At 64.4% G+C, this 16,269-nt stretch carries 11 protein-coding genes and 2 pseudogenes; 2 read left to right on the forward strand and 11 right to left on the reverse strand.

Going from position 1 to position 16,269, the window contains the following annotated elements; translation table 11 throughout:
• Window positions 1-56 precede the first annotated feature (56 nt).
• The 9 genes and pseudogenes from LX88_RS13960 to LX88_RS14000 form a co-directional block, all read right to left on the reverse strand.
• The gene (locus LX88_RS13960; protein ID WP_258948171.1) at window positions 57-3,146 is read right to left on the reverse strand and encodes a DEAD/DEAH box helicase; all 3,090 of its coding nucleotides are present in this window, start codon (window positions 3,144-3,146) and stop codon (window positions 57-59) included.
• Window positions 3,147-3,171: 25 nt separating this feature from the next.
• Window positions 3,172-3,741, reverse strand: coding sequence for a restriction endonuclease (locus LX88_RS13965; protein WP_258948172.1), 570 nt, complete (start codon window positions 3,739-3,741; stop codon window positions 3,172-3,174).
• Window positions 3,742-3,916: 175 nt separating this feature from the next.
• On the reverse strand, window positions 3,917-6,340 hold the full coding sequence (gene fxlM, locus LX88_RS13970; RefSeq protein ID WP_258948173.1) for a methyltransferase, FxLD system: 2,424 nt from the start codon (window positions 6,338-6,340) through the stop codon (window positions 3,917-3,919).
• 61 nt (window positions 6,341-6,401) lie between these two features.
• A pseudogene (locus LX88_RS13975) lies at window positions 6,402-9,404 on the reverse strand (lantibiotic dehydratase); the annotation flags it as partial.
• A gap of 85 nt (window positions 9,405-9,489) precedes the next feature.
• Window positions 9,490-9,657, reverse strand: coding sequence for a hypothetical protein (locus LX88_RS13980; protein ID WP_258948174.1), 168 nt, complete (start codon window positions 9,655-9,657; stop codon window positions 9,490-9,492).
• A gap of 77 nt (window positions 9,658-9,734) precedes the next feature.
• Window positions 9,735-10,085, reverse strand: a complete 351-nt coding sequence (locus tag LX88_RS13985) for a hypothetical protein (protein ID WP_258948175.1) — start codon at window positions 10,083-10,085, stop codon at window positions 9,735-9,737.
• 5 nt (window positions 10,086-10,090) lie between these two features.
• Entirely contained in the window at window positions 10,091-10,300 is a 210-nt protein-coding gene (locus LX88_RS13990) for a hypothetical protein (protein WP_258948176.1), read from the reverse strand.
• The gene (locus tag LX88_RS13995; RefSeq protein WP_258948177.1) at window positions 10,297-10,482 is read right to left on the reverse strand and encodes a hypothetical protein; all 186 of its coding nucleotides are present in this window, start codon (window positions 10,480-10,482) and stop codon (window positions 10,297-10,299) included. The genes LX88_RS13990 and LX88_RS13995 overlap by 4 nt, the downstream gene beginning before the upstream one ends.
• 343 nt (window positions 10,483-10,825) lie before the next feature.
• Window positions 10,826-12,013, reverse strand: a complete 1,188-nt coding sequence (locus LX88_RS14000; RefSeq protein WP_258948178.1) for a helix-turn-helix domain-containing protein — start codon at window positions 12,011-12,013, stop codon at window positions 10,826-10,828.
• Window positions 12,014-12,206: 193 nt separating this feature from the next.
• On the opposite strand from LX88_RS14000, the pseudogene LX88_RS14005 reads away from it, so the two are divergent.
• Window positions 12,207-12,531, forward strand: a pseudogene (locus LX88_RS14005) (transposase); the annotation flags it as partial.
• A 691-nt stretch (window positions 12,532-13,222) separates the two neighbouring features.
• On the opposite strand, the gene LX88_RS14010 reads toward LX88_RS14005, so the two are convergent.
• Both LX88_RS14010 and LX88_RS14015 read right to left on the reverse strand, forming a co-directional pair.
• Window positions 13,223-13,426, reverse strand: coding sequence for a hypothetical protein (locus tag LX88_RS14010; protein ID WP_258948179.1), 204 nt, complete (start codon window positions 13,424-13,426; stop codon window positions 13,223-13,225).
• A 67-nt stretch (window positions 13,427-13,493) separates the two neighbouring features.
• Window positions 13,494-14,342 carry a GTPase family protein gene (locus tag LX88_RS14015; RefSeq protein WP_258948180.1) on the reverse strand — a complete coding sequence of 283 codons (849 nt, stop codon included), beginning with the start codon at window positions 14,340-14,342 and terminating at the stop codon, window positions 13,494-13,496.
• 771 nt (window positions 14,343-15,113) lie between these two features.
• Between LX88_RS14015 and LX88_RS14020 the strand changes: the two genes are divergently transcribed.
• Entirely contained in the window at window positions 15,114-16,172 is a 1,059-nt protein-coding gene (locus tag LX88_RS14020) for a DUF3644 domain-containing protein (protein ID WP_258948181.1), read from the forward strand.
• Window positions 16,173-16,269: the final 97 nt, after the last annotated feature.

Consider the following 16,269-nt stretch of genomic DNA (forward strand, 5'->3'; position numbering starts at 1 on the left):
GCCGAATGTGGATGGACGAATTCCGCCGGTTGCCACACTGGACGCCGATGCTCGTGTTACTCAGTGGGCGGCGGTAGCAAGGGCGCGAACGACTCGTTGCTTTGCCGCACACGTTCGTGCAGGAGGGCCTGGAGTTGGGTGGCCCTGGCTTCGGAGACGGTGAGGCAGTCCGCCAGGCTCGTTGCGTCGCTGGCCTCGACCTCATCGGGGCTCGTTATGCCGGCCTGCAGCAGTGAGAGGTACTGCGCCCGTGTCAGCTCGGCGCCGAGAACCATGCCGAGCTCAACGAGCTCAGCCGGTATGCCGAGTTCGAGACGCACCATGGTCCGCTCAGCCAAGTCGCCCGTTGCGATCTCCGGATGCAGGAACGCGAACACCCGCATGACGGCCGGTGTCAGGTCGCGCGTGCGGCTGGCCACGGCACGGATCGCGCCGGCGGCTTCGTTGCCGAGGTTGTGTCGCATGAGGTGTTGTTCCGCCGTGCCGAGGGGCATGCTGCTCGCATACAGCAGGCACGCCATGGCCTTCTTCGCCCGAACTGCGCCAGCGAGCTGATCGGCGCCGCCGATGCGCAGCATGTTCTGCACGCGCGGATCGACTTCCTGGTACATCAACTCATGCGGCCATCGTCGGTGTTCTGTGTTCTTGGCCTTTCTGGCGAACGGGAGGTAGACCTCGTCAAGCTCCTTGGTCACCTGAGCGGCGGTGATCAGCGTCGTCGAGTTCGGTGGCGCCGTCACATGGCGCAGCACCTCGACCAGTCGGATGATCGAATCGACGAAGACCCCGCCCTCGCCTGCGAACCGGCCGAGGTCTGTCAGTTGGTACCGATCACCATCAACCAGTTCGATCAGCTGGTGTCGACCAAGCTCGTGCAAGATGCCGAGGATGCGGTCTCGTCCCCAGTTCCATGTGGGGTTTGCCTGACGCTGCTGGAATGCGGCAAAAGTGCTTTCCAGGAAGGAGATCAGCAAGTCGGCCTCGACACTGCCATCCGCTCCGGGCTGCAGGGCGGCAAGCGTGCGAAGTACCTGCGTCTGGTGGTCGGTGACGTCGTTGAGGAAAACCGACTTCACGTCCTCGGGCTTGCCTGTCACGTAGCGAGACCAGATCCGCTGAAGGTCAAGACCGCGGGAGCCGATGACGTAGGACTCACCGTGTTCGGCGTATCCGAGCCGACCTGCCCGGCCGACCATGTTCTTGTACTCGGCGACGGTGTACGGCCCGCTGAATGGATGGTTGAGGCCGACGATCACGACAGCGGACGCGGGCGTGTTCACGCCCATAGCGAGCGTGGTGGTGGCGACGAGAACGCGGAGATCGGTGTCCGGGCGACGGAACTCCTCTTCGAGGACTTGCCTCTCGTCACGGGTGAGGTCGGCGTTGTGGAAGCCGACTCCGCCGGCGAGGGTCTGGTGTAGCCGCTCGGAGGACGTCGAAAGGTCACCGGAGGGCAATAAGTTGAGTGCAGCCTGCGCTGGCGGGAGACCGAGCTGGTTGGCCAGGTAGCTAGCGCAACCGAGCGTCTCGCCCTTGATCTCTCGGAAGATGATGACCTGCTTGCGCTCGCTGACGAGCTTGGCCACCAAGGGGATGACTAGATCCTGGCTGCTGTTCTGCCCGCTCCATAGTGGCGTGATCGCCTTCTCAGTCTTGGACAGCCCGTCCTCGTCGAGGTAGCGGTATTGGCCTGAACCGTCGATAACGCCCTCGACCAATGGGATGGGTCGCTCCTCGTGACGAAGCTGTCGTCCGTCGAGCCAGCGCTCCAGACCGCCAGTGTCGCCAATGACGGCCGACAGACAGATGATCTGAGGGCTGATTCCTGCGGCCCAACGACTTTTGATCAGGGTCAAGACGAACTCGAGGTTCGCCCCGCGGCCTGGATCGACCAACATCTGCACCTCGTCGACAACAATCGTGCCGACTTGGCGCAACAGGTAAGGGTTGGCCAGGATCATCGTGCCGAATTTCTCGTAGGTCATCAGGCAGATGTCGTAGCGCCCGCTCATCAGAGCCGCGTTGTCGTCGCTGATCTCTCCGGTTGACCGGATGGTCACGATGCCGAGGTCGTCGTACTTGCGCGAGAACTCCGCGTACTTGTCGTTCACGAGCGCACGCATGGGCAGCAGGAACACGGCACGCTGATGATCTACAGCGCCACGGAGTGCGGCCAGTTCACCGACCATCGTCTTCCCTGACGACGTCGGGGCGGTGACGAGCAGATTCTTGCCGTCGAGGACGCCGAAGTCGTTGATCGCGGCCAGTTGCAGCGCGTTCAGGCCGGGAATCGCCTGTCCCCAGGTATCCAGAAGTACCTGCGGGACTCCATAGGACGCCAGACTGTCCAAGTCTGCGGTTGCGGGCTGACGGACGAACTCCGGAAAAGCCGCGGCATACCGGGCGCCTGGAGTGAGGATGGGCCACGTCGGCGACCCGTTCAGACTGCCTCGGAAACAAGGGTGCTGTTCCTTGCGCAGGGCTGAGGACGCGTCGGTCACCCTACGTGTGACGTGTTCGAGAAGTCTGTACACGTCGATCTTGCCGCCGCTCACCACCTCGGGCGCCCCCTGCAACGCGGCCAGCAGTTCGTAGGTCAGCAAGCCGTGACCGAGTCCAGGGTCTTCATAGGCCCGTTCATTCGGCGCAGACGCGGCGAGAACGATCCGTCCCTTACCTGCGATCTGCTCCAACATGCCGAGCTCAGACTCAAGGCTGCGGGCTTGCACGGGCGCTGTCAGCGCCTTCGCGCCGAACCCTCCTGCGAAGCAGCAGTCGAGGATGCACACCAACGTTGCTGCCGGGATCTGGTTCAGTAGTCCTGCCAGGTCCTTGAGAGGCAGCCCAGTTTCCTCAAGCCGCGACAGATCCGCGTCATAGGGCGCCAGTTCGTGTGTTGTGCTGCCATGGCCCGAGAAGCTGACGACGACCAGATCGTCTTCACTGCTGGTAGCGGCCAGTCGCTCCAGTTCCTCAACGATCTTGGCTTGGGTCGCATCCGCATCGGTCAACAGCACAGGGTTGCCCTGGAAGCCGTCGGCGAACAGAGCGTGCAGAGCGGTCGCGTCTCGTACCGCTGAGGTGAGGAAGCCGATGTCAGCCGCTTGGTAGCGGTCGACTCCAATGAACGTGCCGTGGAACCGCATGCTCCGGGTCGTCCTCCTCCGGGATCTATACCGCCGGCATTTCGCCGGACACGGTGAAGAGCAGTTCTCGTGCCGACGATTGCTGGCCGGTCAGCAGCACGTTGCGATACCCCCGGTCGCTGAGGCTGCGTGCGTAGGCAACGAAGTTGCCTGTGGGCTGTGGGACAGCCGGTGCGGCGTGGTCACGCATCTCGTATGTCCAGGCGTCGTCGACCAGTCGGACGCACGCGATCCCGTGTTTTTTCGCGTACTCCAACGCGCCTCGCTGGAACCCACTCGCAGCGACGACGACGCCCTTGTGAGCCCCAGTCGAACGCAGCTTGTCCTGGAGCACTTGGACGTCCTTGCGCTCAACCGGGCGGGAATGCCGTTTGCATTCGAAGAGGATCAGGAAGTCTGCACCCATCAGCCTGAACCGGGCGGTCACATCGATGATGTACGTGCCGTCCATACCCTCGACAGGGTCCAGGAGTTCGACCTGCCAGTCGATGACTTCGTGGCCAGCGTCTTTGACGATGTCGGCGACGGTGCGCTCGTACTGGGCCGGGCTCAGGGTAAACGTCGGCAATCGATCGAAGCCGTCCTCCACCGCCATCAGATCGCCTCTCGTGAGCGGGCCTCAACGTCGGCGACCAGTGTTCCGCAGCGTGAGCGCGTAGCTGTTCCGACACGCCACTCGTCAAAGGTCTCACCTCTGGAGCGCCCGTCTCCTGCGGACAGTGTCCAGCAGGCGACGGGGCCATGTTGGTATGGGTGGGACCCAAGAGCGATCAGAGTGAGACGACCAGCCGGATGAACTGCTTGTTGATGACCTGGCCGCCGGTGAGTGCGTCGTCCGGCGTCCCTGCACGGTACGCAGCGATAGTCGGCTGAGCCGCGCGATCCTCACCCCAGGTACGGATTACGGCGCACAGCCGTTCCGCGAGCTGCTCTCCGATGGGGCCGTGGCCGATCGCACCGAGTTCCCAGCGCTTGTCCTGCGCTTCGGGCTCGGGGTTCTTCAACGTCATGTACGCCAGCGATTCTCCGTCGACGAGTGCAACGCTGCTGTACCGGAAGGCGGGCTTGGCCAGTCCGGCCTCGACAGCGTCGTTTCCGGCGCAGAAGCGCACCGCCCCCGGCTCAACGGCGGTGACCAGCGGCCAAATGAGGTCGGTGGACTCCATGGCCACGATCGACGTGCCGGACCACGTGGTGCTCGCAGGGGTGTCCAGAACCTCTTGCAGGGCATTGAGATCTACTGACTGGTCAGGATCCCAGTACAGCAGGACGTCCTCGGCGATCTTGCCCTTCTGCTCACCGTTCTGGCCGTCGCCGATCATCGGGATGAAGCCGCACAGCTGGCTGTCGGTGGCCCGCAGCACGCCGTTGTCGTTGACGAACGCGACGCTGCGGGTCTGGCCACGCCATGTCAGCGGGACGACGAGGCGGCCACCGGGAGCGAGCTGGTCGAACCAGGCCGGGGGCAGGTCCCAGGGGCCGACGGTGACGATGATGCGGTCAAACGGGCCGTTCTCGGGGGCGCCGAGCGCGCCGTCTCCGGTGATGACGTGTACGCGGTCGTAGCCGGTGGCGGCGAGTGCTCGCTGGGCGTGCTCGGTGACGTCGGGGTGGATGTCGATGGTGCTCACGTGGCCGGTCTCGTCGACGAGTTCGGCGAGCAGGGCTGCGTTCCAGCCGGTGCCAGCGCCGATCTCCAGGACGCGTTGGCCTGGTTGGGCGTCGAGCTGGTTCAGCATCATCGCGACGACGGTGGGGACGGAGATGCAGCTGGCGGGCCTGCCTCCGGGCGGGCCGGGCTTGATGGTGATGGCCCGGTTGGCGTAGGCGTCCTCGATGCTCGCGTCCGGTACGAACGGGTGGCGGGGAACCGTGCGCAGGACCCGCTCGACGTCAGCCGACAACGCTTGATTGTTCTCCACGATGTGGTCAACCATCCGGCTGCGCAGGTCTTCGGGCTGGGTTTCCGTGGTGGTCATCCCGTTCCTTTCGTATTCGGTGGTGCGGTCAGGTGCGGCGAGGAGCAGGCACGCATCCCAGTGGAACGCGGGCTCGGTCGCCGAGTACAGGGCCAGCGCGACCCCGGTCGCGCCCTCCATCAGGCCGCCCCCGGCCGGTGGCCGGTGATCGCGCAGGTGCTGTTGGAAGTCTTTGTGTAGTTGCGGCAGGAGTGTCGCGAGTTCGCTGCCGGGTCCAGCGTCGTCCGCGGCGCGGCGGACAGTCTGGACCAGTCCGGCCCAGCCGTGACACAGCGACGCGCCGTCGAGCTGATCGAGCTGCTGTTGGTCGGTGACGCATGAGGCGAGCGCGTTCTCGGCGGTGCGCTGCCGATGGTGGTCGCCGAGGGCGATTCCCGCGAGCTGCTGTGCGCGGGTGATGCCGGGCGTGCCATAGCACCACGACGGTCTCTGCGGACCAACCTGACTGGTGGTGCCCGTGCGCCACTCGTGCAGGTTGATGGTGCCCGGCCACCACGGTGTGGTGCGGTTGCCGAGTTGCCAGCGGTCGAGCACCCCGCAGATGTTCTCGATCGCCTCGGCGTGTGCTGGCACGGCGAGTCCGTTGATCTTGGCGGTCGCCAGCAAGGCCAGCGGCCCGGTGACACCGTGGGCGATCGAAAGGTTCGCGTGTCCGCCAGGCCACTGTGTGTAAGGACGGTCGGCAGGTTCGTTGCCGGTCCACCAGGCGGGCAACCGCTCACCGCCGAACGTGATCGGCTCGCACACCAGCCGCACGAGGTAGGACAGCACGTCATGCAGCAGCGCATCGTGGCCGGTGTGCATCAGGTAGGTCCCGATACCGGTCAATCCATTGATCAGATCGAACTCGCGCAGACGCGCGGGGAGTCCGTCGTCGATGCGCTGGTGTGCTGCGTCGAGGCGACGCCGCGTCAGGCGTGAGATGTGCGCGTCGAGGGTGTGCAGCGGGCGGGCATAGGCAGGTTTTCCTGTGGTGCGCAGCACGAACGCGACGGCGGGCGCGCCGTTGAACAGGCACGCGTCGGGGTGGGCGGCGAGCGGGCTGCGGGTCATCGCCGTGATCCACTGACGTGCGACTGGCCAGCCGACGAGGTCGGCGCGGGCCTGGCCGACGTGCAGCAGCGCGGTCCCGGCCGCGCCGTAGGACAGTGACTGCCCCCAGGCGGGAGTGGGGTCGTGCTGTGGGGGCGCGACGGGTGGAATTGTTGGCGTCATTGGGAATCGCCGCCTTGGTGCAGTGCCCGCCAGGCCAACGCGGCGTGTCTGTGAGGCGCTTGCATAGGCGCTCGTGGTCAGGGTCGATACCGATGGCCCGGTTGTGGTGCATGTGCAGCAACGACTCCAGCACGGAGTTGACGTCGATGCTGGTGCCTGGGTGCAGGTGTCCGCGGTAGGCGTCCAGGACCTCGGCGCGAGCCTGCCAGGCCTGCTCGACCGGTTCCGTCCAGCCGGGCAGCTGCCGTAGCGCGGTCAGGTCGACCGAGAGCCGCATTGCCTCGTCGAGGATGTCCCGCGCGATGGTGATGGCGGGCGCGGTGCGGTTGATCAACCAGTCGGCTGCGGCGCCAGGCGTGCCGAGAAGTCCGCGGACGATGCCGACCATGTTCGCAGTGGCCAGCGCTGTGGGGCTGACCAACTTGGTGGGCAGGGTACGGAGCATGGCGGCGACCAATCGCGAGTCGGCGGCGAAGACTTCCTCGGCCGCTTCCAGCGCTGCGCCGGGCCCATAGCGGCCGATCTCGGGCTGATAAGAAGCGAACCGCACGTCCGTGATCAAGCCTGCCTGCCGCATCCGCTGCGCCCATTCCCCGACCGCGATCGTGCACGCAGAGTAGTACTCGGGTGCGGGGCGTAGACGCAGCCGGAGGTGATCGGTCTCGTGCTGGCTGTGGTATCGCACGAACCACCATGCGGTGCCCTCGGGAAGGGCGTTGACCAGCTGCGGCAGGCGGGTGTAGAGGATGCCGTCCAGGCGCTCTGGGTGAGTGTGGATCTTCGCGGTGAGCCAGGTGGCACCGGGGTCGCAGGGGAGTTGACCGTGCTGGTTGGTGACCACGGGTAGCGGACCGCACAACGGGGCGGGAGCAGCCTGACGGGTGGTGACCAGTGGCAGCGCGATCTCGTGGGCGTGGCCATCAATCCAGCCGTGGTCGGCCACGTCGGCGGCTTCGTAGAGGATGGCCTGGCCGTGCTTGACGAGATGGTTGTGCAGGAGCGTGGCATGGATGGGCTCGTCGAGACTCAGCCGCAGTGTGCGGTCGGCGTCGCGCAGTTCCACCACGTCCGGGCAGTTCCAGCGTGTCCGCCAGGCGGCGAGCAGCTCGCGCCAGCCCTGCGGGCCGGTGCCCTCTGGCGGCAAGTCGGTAGTGGACAGACGCCACTGTGCCGGGGACAGCACTGTGCGGCCGTAGCGCACCCGAGACAGCGCCGGCAGGGTCACATGTGGACCCCAGTCGAACTGGTACCAGGAGGCGCTGAACGCGCGCGGCAGCTCGGCCAGGAACCGCGCCAGCGGATGCGGCTGCTTGTCCAGGGCGAGGGCGTGGAACACCTGCGGCTCGACCACCCGACGCCGTGAGCGGCTGACCAGGAAGAGCCGGTCACGGGTTGCGCAGACAGCCAGGTCCTCCAGCGGGATCAGGGTCGCGGGGTCGTCGTGGCCGCGGTGCTCGCCCAGCGGAATGACGTGATCGAGGTAGGCGGGCACCCGGCAGACATTCTCGGCGGGCACGAACTTCGGGCCGAAGCTCAGCTGCGCACGCAGCGCGCCCTCAGTCGCGGTTGGAAGCGCCCGGTAGGCCTCGGCGAGACCGGACCCGGTGGCCATCGGGGTGAACCGGCTGGTGAGGGTTCCGGCTGAGCGGGCGGGAGCGACGGTGAGCGTGAACTCGCCCCGGTTCAGCGCATCCACACTGGCGCAGTGCACGCGCGCGGCCAGTTCGACGTGCGGCGGGATGTAGCGCTCGTCGAAGCCCGGGGAGGTGAGCACAGCGAGGTCGTTGTCGGACAAGGCAATCTCGCGGCTGCCGTTGGCCATCGCCTGCCATGCCAGTGCCAGAAGTCGTTCGTCGCGAGTCCCGAGCGCGACGGCGGGAGCGAAGCGCAGGCTGCCATGGAAGCGTGCCGGATACCCGAGGCCGGCGTCGGGCGAAACGACCTCGAGTAGCGGCACCAGCGTGCCAACGCCATAGCGATCGGTGAACTCGGCCTGATACTCGCGCCAGGCTGGGTCACCGGCGGGGTGGCGGGTGGTGCGCAGTAGCGCGCTCGCGGCGGCGGCCATCTCCTGTGCGACCTTGAGCGGCAGTTCGATTGTGTTGTCCAGCAACAGATCCGCGGCGATGGGGGTTCGTCCTGCCGAGGACAGCGTGCGCATCTGGCTGATCAGTGCTGCGCGGGCCTCATGCTGTTCGGTACCCGAGGTCGCGGGGGCGTTGTGGTGGCGGAGTTTGGCGTGCAGTGCGTCAAGTTCGCGCAGCAAGTCTGCGATCTCGGGCAGTTCGGCGGCGTCCGCGTCGTGCAAGACGGTCAGCACGTGGGTGAACGGGTCGGTGACGGTGAACGGCGCGCGGAGGCTGGTCAGCAGGAACCCCGGCCGCACAAGTAGCGCGGTAATGCTGTCGCGGACCTTGAGGCGGTCGGTGGTGAAGTCGTTGGCCAGCTTGTCGATGAGGTCGCCGAAGCGTATCGGTGTTGCTGCGGCCTGCCACGTGGCGAGGATCGCGGAGGTGCACAGCACCCTTGCCCGGTCCGTTCCCTGCGGGAGCTCCAGCCGGTCACCCCGACGCACTGTGAGGTCGTTGACCGTGACGTGCAGACGCTCCAGCAACTGCGGGCAGGATTCGGCCCGCGTGATGATGTTGGCCAGCCACTGTGCGTCGGTCCGCGCCGCGGCTCGGTGCCCCGCTCGCAACTCGACATGCCCGGCCTCTGCCAGCGTCACGGGAGCAACGCCGGCGAACAGCCCGAAGGGCGTAGGCCGTCCGATGCTGCGCAGCACGTAGCGCACAGCGGACACGGTGGCGCTGCGCACCTGTTTGTCGGACATGGTGTGCCCGGCGCGGATGTCGTCGACGCGGTCGGCCAGCGACGGGCTGGCCTGCCGCACGGCCGCGGCCAAGCCATCGGGTGCCCACATCCGGTCGAGCCATGCCCGGCAGGAAGCGATGTCGGTCAGGTCGGGCCACTGATTGGGAGCACTGGTCAGGGGAGTAGCCGAGGCTCGCAGCAGTGCGACTCCAGTGTGCCGATACAGCGGCTTGTGGTCAGCGTGACGCATCCGTTCCTCCAGATGTGACAACGAGAATGAGTGCCTTGGGGACCAGGGCCGCCTGGTCCCCAAGGCGCATGGGGAACTTCTGGTGTCACACCCCTCCGGTGACACACGCTGACGCGCAGGTCGGGTCGTAGCCGTCGTCGGTTCCGTTGGTGCAGGGGTTCATCGCGGCGTCAGCCGGGACATCGGTGATGAACTCCAAGTGCTCCAGGGCGAACAGATCGTCTGCAGCGATGGGCTCGTCGAGCATGATCAATGACATGGCATCCCCTGTTTGTTCGTCGGTTCAACATCAACCTGACTAGAAGGTGTTGTGGTGCAACGGGATTCGAGTCAGGGCTTCCCGGATGAACTCATGGGTGAGCACCCGGAAGTCATCGCGGCCCCTGCTGGGCCGGTAAACCACCAGCTCTGGTCGACCTGCAGGACGGCGGTCGCGGTGGCCAGTTCCTCGGTGTCATCGTCCCTGTCGGGCGCCAGTTCTGGCGTTGTGGCTGCGAGCATTTCGGGGATGATGACGGGCATCTCGATGGTGTCGAAGTTGTTGCCGGGCCAGTCCCACGTGGTGCCGTCCTCGCTCCACTCCAGGTGCAGCGGTCGTCCTTCGGCGACGGCGTCCTCCAGCAGTTCGGGAACCGTCATGCCCCATTGGTTGCCCTCGCGGTAGGCGTGCTGAGCTGCCACGGCGCTCACCGCCAGCGGCTGCTGTCGTCCACCTTCGACCCGACCTTCTGCAGGCAGTCGTCGCAGAAGCTGCCGCTCGGCGACTTGCCTGCCTTCTCGATGTCGAGCACCCGGCCGCACTCGGTGTCCACCGTGCCGTCGCCAGGGCCGGCGCTGTCCCCGATCGCGTGGGTCAGGTTGTCCAGCGGCGAGGTCCACCAGACGTGGCCGCTCACCGGTTCTCCTGGTGCGCAGCAACGCGAAGGCGAGCCTGCCCGCCGTAGGTCGGCAGGCTGGTTGCGCGGATCGACGCTGCGAGCCGGTCACGGGCGGCCAGCCAGCTCGGATCGGTGGCGAGCGATTCGAGTGCCCCGCTGCCACCGGGTGATCGAGCGGGATCGGCGTTGGGCAAGGACATGTTCGGCGTCTCCGTTCACGTACGGCGCGACCCGCATACCCGAGAAAGAGGGATGCGGGTCGCTGCTCGTAGGGCTCTGCGCCGGAATGGCCGACCAGATCAGCACGGTGTCGGCATTGAGAAGGGCGCAGGATGCGGTGGACGCGGCGTCACGGCCGGAGCGTCGGGGAGCAACCGGCCGTGACACCGCAGCATGCGAACGGAAGGTGAGGACCTGCGTGACCTGATGTCGCAACCTCGTCAACAGCGAAGATCCCACCTGGTGTCACCTCCCGTATCTGGAAAGTGACGCTAGGTGGGACCCTGGATCGCTATTTCACAACTTGTGAACGGGCGGCGTGGATCACCCGGATGGGGCTACACCGACCCTGTAAGCCAGGCCGCGAAGGTCACGGCCGCCGGCCTCGCGCCTGGCCTGGGCGAGCAGACCCGCCACGGACTCGCGGACGAAGACGTTGTTGCGAACCTTTTGCGGAGCCAGCTTCTCCGCCTCCAGAATTGCGGCGAGGCCCTGATCGCGGTGCTTGCGCTCGGTGAGCAGACCGCGGCCGACGTCGATCCAGAACTGGGCCTGACGCGACTTGGACACACCGGCCGGCCGCACAGTTGAGGCGATCTCGCGGACCTTCGCGCCCGCGCCGAGCTCCAAACCGATGGACACCTTCCAGATCCCCACGTTGGTGCGGCCGAAGTTGGTCTGCATCCACGGGCTGACATCCGGCTCGATCTGATCCGCGAGCGCGGTGGCCTCGGTCAGGTGGGTCTGGGCGGCGTTGGCGTCTCCCCGCGACGCGCACGCCAGGGCCGCAGTGAGGTGCGCGAGGCCGTGAACCTCCACCCGCGCACCGGGAAGCTGCGCGGTCTGCACGGCGAGGTCGTACTGGCGAGATCGGTTGGTGCCACTGATCAGCTGCGCGCGCTGGTAGGCGGCATACGACAGCCAGACCGGGTCGTCGAGCTCCTCGGCGGCCTCACGCATCCGTTCCACCGCCAACACCGGCAGCCCGGCCACGCCGAGGTCGTGGGCGAAGTAGGCCACCGCCTTGTAGGTCGCGATGAGCCCCACCAAGGCCGCCGTGCGCCGCTTCGGGTCGCTCGCGGCGACGAGCAGGTCCCGGATCAGCGAAGGCAGCAATGCGCCCTGGGCGGCGTAGTCGGCGTTGGGGCGCAGCGTGAGGTTGAGCAGGTCCAGTTCGGCGCTCACCTGCTGCCACGGCCGCGCCGGTGCGTCGGGCACCTCACCGATCCGCCATGCGGTCATGGCGTCTTCGACTTCGAAGATGTGGCCGTGGGCCTCTTCGGAGGCCGCATCGGTCGGCGCATAGGGCTTGCCGGTCAGCTCAGCTGGCGACACGCGCAGCGCGTTGGCCAGCGCCTCCAGCGTCGCCCGCTGGTTTACAGGCCGCAGGCCCCGCTCGATCATGCTCAGGTAGCTCGGAGCCATGCCCGCGAGCTGTGCTGTCGCGGTCAGACTCATTCCCCGGAACGAGCGGATCTCACGTACTCGTCGACCGACGTGCGTCTCGTCCACCGCCACCTGCCCCTCGTGGGAGAGTTCTTCTCAGCAGAGGTACCCCTTGCTGGCAGCTAGGAACAGCACCTCCCCGCCACATCAGGCTAGCTGTGCCTCGCTAATTGTCAGTCACAGCCAGTGCTCTGACCGCCCCCGTTTTGATCATCACGTTGCTGTCGCAGGACATCAGGGTAGGCAACACCACTATGCAGTGACCTGGGTCTCTCGCGCAGTGGTGTCGCGGGCGGGTGCGATGTTGCTGGGTCGAGACCGTGCAAGACCGGCCTGGACCGGGCACTGTTCGCAGCGCTGGTTCGGTGGCGCAAGCCGGCCGCAGATCATGATTCCGGCAAGGTCGAGTGCGATCTGGCGATCGCGCTGGCTGAGCGATGACTGTCTGGCAGACCTCGCGACCCCTGCAGGCCAATCCGGGCTTGGTCGGCCCGGTCGCCTCGGACCCGACGGTGTCACGCCTGATCGACTCCCTGGCCACGAACGAGGACACAGCCTTGGCTGCCCTGGGCAGCGCCGGTGCGTAAGTGCTGGCCACGACCTTGTGTGACGCATGTTGTTCTAAGCGGCTCGTTCAAGGACCTTGACCTGGTAATCGATCTTTGTGCTCGCACGGCACCTTGATGTGGTCAGAGAGGGTCAAGTACTTGGGGGTCATCCATGCTTCGACTACCAGATTGTAGACCGTCAAGCATAGCCTTCATCGACCCGGATTTCAGGTCCAGGGCACACTGCATCCGAGTCCCACAGGACCACCTGCGCGACGACATTGGCATTTGTTTGGCATGCTGAAAACTGACTTACTTTGCTGCTAAACGAGTTTTCCGAGGAGTTTTCCGATGACAAATCCGGCTGCCTTGCCGAGGCCATGTAGAACACTGGTCACGAACCCTCTGAAGCTCTCGCTGGTTCGGTCGTTGAAGGCGGAATGCGCGTTAGTGCTTGCCTCAAGAATATCCACTAACCGCTGGCAGGTAAGTACCAGCGTTTCGATCGCCTCAGAGACATCGCGTGCGTGGAAGCAGTGTCCGCACGTGCAATAAAAAGTGGATGCCATAACGTTCCATCCGTCATGGCATCGATCGCATCGGACTGATCGCGAACTCGGATCGACCTCGATCTCTCCGCCGCAGTTCCGATGCTTGCAGGTCTCCCATGACGAGTCGCACGACGGGCAAATCGGAAATGGGAGCGGCAGGTAGAGGCGTCGTTCCATCATGGTCGCAGCCGCTTCACCTGGGCGCGCTCGATTCCTTGTTGCCACCCAGATTTCAGGGCCCACCCCATGTCGCGTACGAATTCATCGATGTTCTTGAGTGTGAACCCGAGAAAGTTCGCTATGTGCTGCATGGCATGCGCACAAAAGCGGCGGAACGAAATTTCGTCGGCGGCAATACGACGCTTATCGCTCGCGGTCATGCTTTCCATGAAGTTCGCGAGTCTCGACGCTACCTCGTCCCACTCTGCGTCGCCTGGCGCGATATCTCTAGGCATCTCTGTTTGCTCCCCTGATATCTCCATGCTGCTTCTGCTGGATCCAGGCGAGGAGTCGCGGATCGACCAGTTCCTTAAAATCGGCGACGTCCGCTACTTTGCCGAGCAGCCACGCACGATCGTCCGGCGCATGTGCGCCTACCTGCTCCATGAGAACCTCAAGGTTGTACCGGCGCGTCGCCGAGTAGCACACGATGCTGTCCTTAGGGCGAGAAACCTCCGATCCTAAGGACTCGAAGAGAAAGTTGGAATACAGCTCGGTCGTCTCTTTCTGCTCGAGGCTTGGCATGTTTGCCTGCTTGATCCAGGCTGATTCGCCTGGGTGAATCCGGTCGATCTTGTTGGCGGCGAATACGATCTTGTCGACGACTTCGGGTCCGCAGTGCCGGCGAAGGCGGCGCAACGCCACTTCAATGGGTGAGATCGTTCGGCTCGGAGCCTCGATCACCCAGATCGCGACGTCAACGTTCGGCAATGTCTGGCAGTAGGTGGCGTAGTGGCGCTCGTCGGCCGCCAGATTCTCGCCGAGTCCCGGCATGTCGTATACGACAATGGTGCCTCGTCGACCGGTGTACTCGTATAGGTCGCCTTCAATCGCCTGCGCCGTCTGGGTGCAGGGTCGATGGTGGCTGACATTGACGCCGGAGTTGAAGAGTGCGTTGATGGTGCTGGACTTCCCGACCCCGGTGAGGCCGATCAGAGCTATCGTCGGCGGCGATGCTTCCTCGGCTTTCTTGGCGAGCATTTCCTCAGTTTTGGCCCATTGCTCCTCTGTGACGTGTGGATTATTGGACCGGAGCCAGCCGATTGCCTTGGTGAGATAGCTTCTCGAATCGTTCACTGGAACCACTTTCGGGAGATGGGCAAGGTGTTTGTGCTCCTAATATCACGGTGGTCGTGCTATCGATGGACTTGGACTTGTTGTTACGCCGGGGTCACCTGTTGCGCCGATTGGGTGATGAAAGCGTGCGGCTGGGATATCTGCAGTAACGGCTCTAGAGCGCCTCGCGATACAAGTCAGCTAAAATCGAGGAGGTAAAATTCTATACGGACTCGAATAGTGAACCTGTTGTCGGATCTGCCTGGTCGGACTTCGTTAAGTGATGCAGACGCTGTGTCGCTGGAAGCTAACTTTTGCTGACCGAAGTCAAGGTGAACGCCTGGCCCGCTGGAAATCAGCACCACGACCTCGTGGTGGAGCTTGATCAGGCTGAGCGCGACCCGCTGATCCCGCGCCAGCTTCCGACAGCCCTCCGTCGACAACGGCAGGATGAACATTTCTGGACAGGCCGTAGGACTGCCCCACTCGACGTGAGGGACGAGCCTGCTGGCAGCGCGGAAGATCGATTGCGAGGTCGACGTTCTGAGGCGAACCGCTGGTAGGCAAGATGCGTCAATCGGAGGTCACGAACGGCGAGGACAGGGACATAACTTCGCGAAGCGGACCCGGTTTGTTACACCCGTTCAGCCGAACGGGTGTTGTCTGACGTTGCGTGAAACGTCGATTAGGACCCGGTCGAAAGGTTCGGTATCGGCGACGATGACCGGCGCGTCGCGAGAAAGCACCGGGTGGATGCAGCCGGTGGACGGCGGCCGGCGTGCGGAGGCGGACATGAAGAAGGAAGCTCGCCTGCTCAAGGAGAAGTCACTCAGCTCGCTCACGCTGAGCGTTGAACACTTCAACCGTCCCTGGGACACCGGGCGCACCGATGCCGTTCTGATGCTGCTTGACCACTCGTTCGAGATGTTGTTGAAGGCGGCGATTCTCCATCGCGGCGGGCGGATCCGGGACCCCGGTGAGAAGAACACCATCGGGTTCGACCAATGTGTACGCCGTGCACTCTCGACTGATGTAATTCAGTTCCTCACCGAGGAACAGGCTCTGACACTACAATCGATCAACGGCTTGCGAGATGCGGCGCAGCATCACCTGGTAGACATTAGTGAGGGACACCTGTATCTGCAGGCGCAGTCAGGGATCACGCTGTATCGCGACCTGCTCAAGCTCGTATTCCAGGAAGAACTGCGTGACGTGCTGCCTGATCGCGTACTTCCTATAGCCACTATTGCGCCGTTAGATCCCATAGCGCTGTTCACGGAGGAAATACAGGAAGTCGCGCGTCTCCTGCAACCAGGAAAACGTCGCCGCGCAGAAGCGGCCGCCAGGTTGAGGGCCTTGTCCATCGTGGACGGTGCAATGCAAGGCGAGAAGCTCCAGCCAAGCGAAGCGGCGCTGCGGAGACTCGGCGTTCAGATTGGTAGAGGCACTACCAGTCTCGATGCACTCTTTCCTGGAATCGCAGCCGTCAGGTTCACAACGGAAGGAGTCGGGCCGCGCATCAATCTTCGGATCGTCAAGAAAGAAGGTATCCCGGTTGCGCTGGTTCCGGAGGGATCGGCCGACTCCAGTGTTGTCGCGGTTAGAAGAGTTGCTGAGCTGGATTACTACAATCTTCGGTTTAACTCTCTCGTCAGCAAGCTTGAGATAACGACAAATCAGGCGACGGCTCTAATAACACTGCTTGGCATCAAAGATGACGAAGACTGTGCCAAGTTGTTCTTCAATACGTGGTGCTACTCGCAGAAGACGTTGGAGCGGATGAAGAAGGCGCTTGAAGAGAAGTCAGTTGAAGCTTGGTGGATCGAATATCGGAGTCGTCAGGCAGGCTGACGGCGGTAGTCACCGAGTTGCTACAGGTGCGGCGGCTGTCCGGAGTGGACGTGCCGACTTCCCCGCCGTGTGGACTGGGAAGCGGATTATCAAACGA

Origin of the sequence: Lentzea californiensis (genome assembly GCF_024648825.1) — a bacterium.
In the GTDB taxonomy this organism is placed as follows: domain Bacteria; phylum Actinomycetota; class Actinomycetes; order Mycobacteriales; family Pseudonocardiaceae; genus Lentzea; species Lentzea californiensis.

Bases quoted from the DNA above. Each gene is read 5' to 3' on its own strand.
- LX88_RS13965 (WP_258948172.1), bottom strand. From the start codon at position 3,741: ATGGCGGTGGAGGACGGCTTCGATCGATTGCCGACGTTTACCCTGAGC.
- LX88_RS14010 (WP_258948179.1), bottom strand. From the start codon at position 13,426: ATGACCGCGAGCGATAAGCGTCGTATTGCCGCCGACGAAATTTCGTTC.
- fxlM (WP_258948173.1), bottom strand. From the start codon at position 6,340: ATGACGCCAACAATTCCACCCGTCGCGCCCCCACAGCACGACCCCACT.
- LX88_RS14020 (WP_258948181.1), top strand. From the start codon at position 15,114: ATGAAGAAGGAAGCTCGCCTGCTCAAGGAGAAGTCACTCAGCTCGCTC.
- LX88_RS13960 (WP_258948171.1), bottom strand. From the start codon at position 3,146: ATGCGGTTCCACGGCACGTTCATTGGAGTCGACCGCTACCAAGCGGCT.
- LX88_RS13995 (WP_258948177.1), bottom strand. From the start codon at position 10,482: ATGTCCTTGCCCAACGCCGATCCCGCTCGATCACCCGGTGGCAGCGGG.